This is a genomic window from Nonomuraea lactucae (assembly GCF_003313395.1).
Classification (GTDB): Bacteria; Actinomycetota; Actinomycetes; order Streptosporangiales; family Streptosporangiaceae; genus Nonomuraea; species Nonomuraea lactucae.
In genome coordinates, this window is record NZ_QNFZ01000752.1 from 1 (window position 1) to 4,182 (window position 4,182).

Consider the following 4,182-nt stretch of genomic DNA (forward strand, 5'->3'; position numbering starts at 1 on the left):
CGATCACCACGGGTGATCGGCGACGCCCTTCGTCGTCCAGCCGCCGCCCACATCCCAACAGTTTCCGACACACCTCGACACGCCTCCACAGGTCTCGATGCAGATACATGTGTTGACAAGTCCGAATTGTTGGCCTTTCGATGTATGGAAGTGAGCGAACTCGGGGGAATTTGAGGGTCCGGGCAAGGAGGAACCACCATGGACCAACGTCTGCCGATCTCCCGCCGCAACCTGCTGCTCGGCGCCGCCGCCACGTTCGGCGTCCCAGCCATCCTGGCCGGCTGCGGCTCCAACCCGCCCGCCACGACGGGCAATGCCTCCGGCGGCAAGCTGGGAACCGTCACCATCGGCTCCAACGCCTCCGACGAGATCCCGAAGAAGTCTCTCGAGACCGTGGCCGGGAGCTTCACCGCCGCCCAGGTGAAGATCAACACCGTGGACCACAACACGTTCCAGGAGAACATCAACCGCTATCTCAAGGGCACCCCGGACGACGTGTTCACCTGGTTCGCGGGCTACCGGATGCAGTTCTTCGCCGAGCAGGGCCTGGCGACCGACGTTTCGGACGTGTGGCGTGAGATCGGCGGTGACTACACGCAGCCGTTCAAGGACGCCTCCACGGGCACGGACGGCAAGCAGTACTTCGTGCCCTTCACCTACTACCCGTGGGCGGTCTTCTACCGCAAGAGCCTGTGGGAGGAGAAGGGCTACCAGCCGCCCAAGACGCTGGACGAGTTCACGGCGCTGGCCAAGAAGATGAAGGCCGACGGGCTCATCCCGATCGCGTTCGCCGACAAGGACGGCTGGCCGGCCATGGGCACGTTCGACATCATCAACATGCGGACCAACGGCTACGACTTCCACATCTCGCTCATGGCCGGCAAGGAGTCGTGGACCGACCCCCGGGTCCGGCAGGTCTTCGACACCTGGAGGGGGCTGATGGAGTACCACCAGCCGGCGGCGCTGGGCCGTACCTGGCAGGAGGCCGGGCAGTCGCTGCAGCAGAAGAAGACCGGCATGTACCTGCTCGGCATGTTCGTCGCCCAGCAGTTCCCGGAGAGCGAGCGCGACGACCTCGACTTCTTCACCTTCCCCGAGATCAACCCCGCCTACGGCACCGACTCGATCGACGCTCCCATCGACGGCTACATGATCTCCGCCAAGGCCAAGAACGTCGACGGGGCCAAGGCGCTGCTCAAGCACTTCGCGCAGGCCGCCTCGCAGAACGCCGCCACCAAGCTGGACCCGGGCACGCTGGCCTCCAGCGCCAAGGCCGACGCCAGCGGCTACAGCGCGCTGCAGAAGCGCGGCGCCGAGCTGGTGTCCAAGGCGACGCACATCGCGCAGTTCCTCGACCGTGACACCCGGCCCGACTTCGCCTCCACGGTGATGATCCCCTCGTTGCAGTCGTTCGTCAGCAAGCCGGACGAGATCGACTCGTTGCTGTCGAGCATCGAGAAGCAGAAGGCCAACATCTTCCGCTGACGACAGTGAAGGCCCCCCATATGACAGTGAAGAGCCGTCGCTACTCCGCCCGGGACGTGACCATCCTGGTCATCGGGCTGGGGGTGGCCGTCATCGTCAACGTGGCCCTCATCTGGGGGCCGACGCTGGCCTCCGTGGGACTGTCCGGCACCGACTGGAACGGCATCGGGCCCATCGAATGGGTCGGCGGGCGCAACTACGCCGACCTGTCCGGTGAGTACCCGCCGTTCTGGTCGGCGGTGCGCAACAACGTGCTCTGGCTGGCCTTCCTGGGGCTGGTCGCGACGCCGTTCGGGCTGTTCTGCGCGGTGCTGCTGGACCGGCGGCTGCGGCTGTCGCGCGTCTACCAGAGCGCGCTGTACATGCCGGTGGTGCTGTCGCTCGCCGTCGTGGGCTTCATCGCGCAGCTCGTCTACTCCTCCGACTACGGCGTGCTGAACGCGGTGACCGGGCTGACCGTCGACTGGCTGGGCGACTCGTCGATCAACATCTGGGTGGTCATGGTGGCGGCGGCGTGGCGGCACGTCGGCTACGTCATGATCATCTACCTGGCGGGGTTGAAGGCCGTGGACCCGGCGCTGAAGGAGGCGGCGGCCATCGACGGGGCCAGCGAGCCGCAGGCGTTCTTCCGGGTGGTGTTCCCGAGCCTGCGCCCGGTCAACGTGATCGTGCTGGTCATCACGGTCATCGAGGCGCTGCGCGCGTTCGACATCGTCTACGCCATCAACAAGGGCAGGAACGGGCTGGAGCTGCTGTCCGTGCTGGTGACCGAGAACATCGTGGGCGAGGCCAGCCGGATCGGGTTCGGCTCGGCCATCGCGGTGATCCTGCTGGCGATCTCGCTGGGGTTCATCGTCACCTACCTGTCGCAGCTGTTCAGGGAGGAACGATGACGCTCACCGCCCCCGTCGAGACCCCGGAGGCCACGCGGCCGTCCCCGCCGGCGCGCCGCCCGGTGCGCCCGCTGCGGGTCCTGCTCCACGCCTTCCTCGTCCTGGTGGGGCTGGGCTGGCTGCTGCCGCTCGCGCTGGCCGTCTACGCCTCGCTCCGCCCGTACGAGGAGACCGCCCGCCTGGGCTACTTCTCGCTGCCCGAGCAGCTGACGCTCGGCTACTACGGGCAGGCGTGGAGCCAGGCGGAGCTGCCGCGCTACTACCTCAACACGCTGATCATCGTGGTGCCCGGCGTGCTGATCACGCTGCTGCTGGCCTCGTTCACGGCGTTCGCCATCGCGCGGCTGCGCATTCCGGGCCGCAAGGTGCTGCTGATCGTGTTCACCGCGGGCAACCTGCTGCCGCCGCAGGTGCTCATCACGCCGCTCTACACCATGTACGCGCTGGTCCCGCTGCCCGCCTGGCTGTCGGACTCGCAGTCGCTGTACGACTCCTACCTCGGGTTGATCCTCATCCACGTGGCGTTCCAGTTCGGGTTCTGCGTGTTCGTGATGGCGAACTTCATGCGCACGATCCCGGAGGAGATCAGCGAGGCGGCGCTGGTGGACGGTGCCGGATTGTGGCGGCGCTACTGGCAGCTGACGCTGCCGCTGTGCCGCCCGGTGCTGGCGGCGCTGTCCACGTTGCAGTTCACCTGGATGTACAACGACTTCCTGTGGGCGCTGGTGCTCATGTCGTCGGGCGACAAGCTGCCGGTCACCTCGGCGCTCAACAACCTGCGCGGCCAGTTCTTCACCGACTACAACCTGCTGGCTGCCGGGTCGGTGCTGGTGGCGCTGCCGACGCTGATCGTCTTCCAGCTCCTGCACAAGCAGTTCGTCTCCGGGCTGACGCTCGGCGCCACCAAGGGCTGAGGGCTTTCACAGGAGCGCGCTTTCACAGGAGGGAGCTTCACAGGAGGGAGCTTCACAGGAGGGCGTGGAAGCGGGCGGCGACCAGGTCCCAGGTCCACTCGCGGGCGATCCAGTCGCGGCCGCCCGCGCCGAGCTTCCGCGCCCGCTCCGGGTCACTGAGCAGCCCGATCAGCGCGGTGGCCACCTCGCCGGTGTCGGCGCCGTCGACGACGAGGCCGGTCTCGCCGTGCCGCACGGCGTCGGGCGCGCCGCCGGACGCTCCCGCGACGACCGGCAGGCCGCTGGCCGAGGCCTCCAGGAACACGATGCCGAGCCCCTCGACGTCGATCCCGCCGAGGCGGGTGCGGCACGGCATGGCGAACACGTCGGCCGCCGCGTAGTAGCCGGGCAGGTCGGCCGCGGGGACGGTGCCGGTGAAGCGGATCGACTCCTGTCCCCGGGCCAGCCTCCGCAGCCTCCGCAGGTCCGGGCCGCCGCCCACGAGCAGCAGCACCGCCCCGGGCACCGCCTCGCGCACCTCGGGCCAGGCCCTGATGAGCCGGTCCTGGCCCTTGCGCGGCACGAGCCTGGACACGCACGCCACCACCGGCCTGCCGGCGAGGCCGAGCCGGGCCTTGGCGACGCCGGGCTCGGCCTCCGGGTGGAACACGGCGGTGTCCACGCCGGGCGCGAGCCGTACGAGCTTGCCGGGCGGTATCGCGGTGGCCAGCCGGGCGCGCGTGTACTCGCCCAGGTAGGTGACCACGTCGGCGTGCTCGCCGATGCGTCGCAGCGCGGCGCGGAATCCCGGCGCGCCGGCCCAGGACGCCTCGTGGCCGTGGGTCAGCATGACGACGCGCCGCGCGCCCGCGGCGCGCAGCCGGGGTGCGAGCAGCCCGAGCGGGGCCGCC

Annotated in this window: 4 protein-coding genes; 3 read left to right on the forward strand and 1 reads right to left on the reverse strand. The window is 69.0% G+C overall.

The annotated features are described in order from the left end of the window. Nucleotides 1-198 precede the first annotated feature (198 nt). Genes DQW85_RS26695 through DQW85_RS26705 form a run of 3 tightly spaced genes read left to right on the forward strand, consistent with a single transcriptional unit; the run spans nt 199 to nt 3,292 of the window. The gene (locus DQW85_RS26695; protein WP_113702682.1) at nt 199-1,485 is read left to right on the forward strand and encodes an ABC transporter substrate-binding protein; all 1,287 of its coding nucleotides are present in this window, start codon (nt 199-201) and stop codon (nt 1,483-1,485) included. Nucleotides 1,486-1,505: 20 nt separating this feature from the next. Continuing rightward, complete coding sequence (locus tag DQW85_RS26700) at nt 1,506-2,378, forward strand: carbohydrate ABC transporter permease (protein ID WP_113702683.1); 873 nt, start codon at nt 1,506-1,508, stop codon at nt 2,376-2,378. Next, on the forward strand, nt 2,375-3,292 hold the full coding sequence (locus tag DQW85_RS26705) for a carbohydrate ABC transporter permease (RefSeq protein ID WP_113702684.1): 918 nt from the start codon (nt 2,375-2,377) through the stop codon (nt 3,290-3,292). The genes DQW85_RS26700 and DQW85_RS26705 overlap by 4 nt, the downstream gene beginning before the upstream one ends. A gap of 52 nt (nt 3,293-3,344) precedes the next feature. Here DQW85_RS26705 and DQW85_RS26710 read toward each other — a convergent pair. Beyond that, nucleotides 3,345-4,182, reverse strand: an 838-nt coding sequence (locus DQW85_RS26710) for a glycosyltransferase family 4 protein (protein WP_162795405.1), incomplete at its 5' end; no start/stop codon positions are given.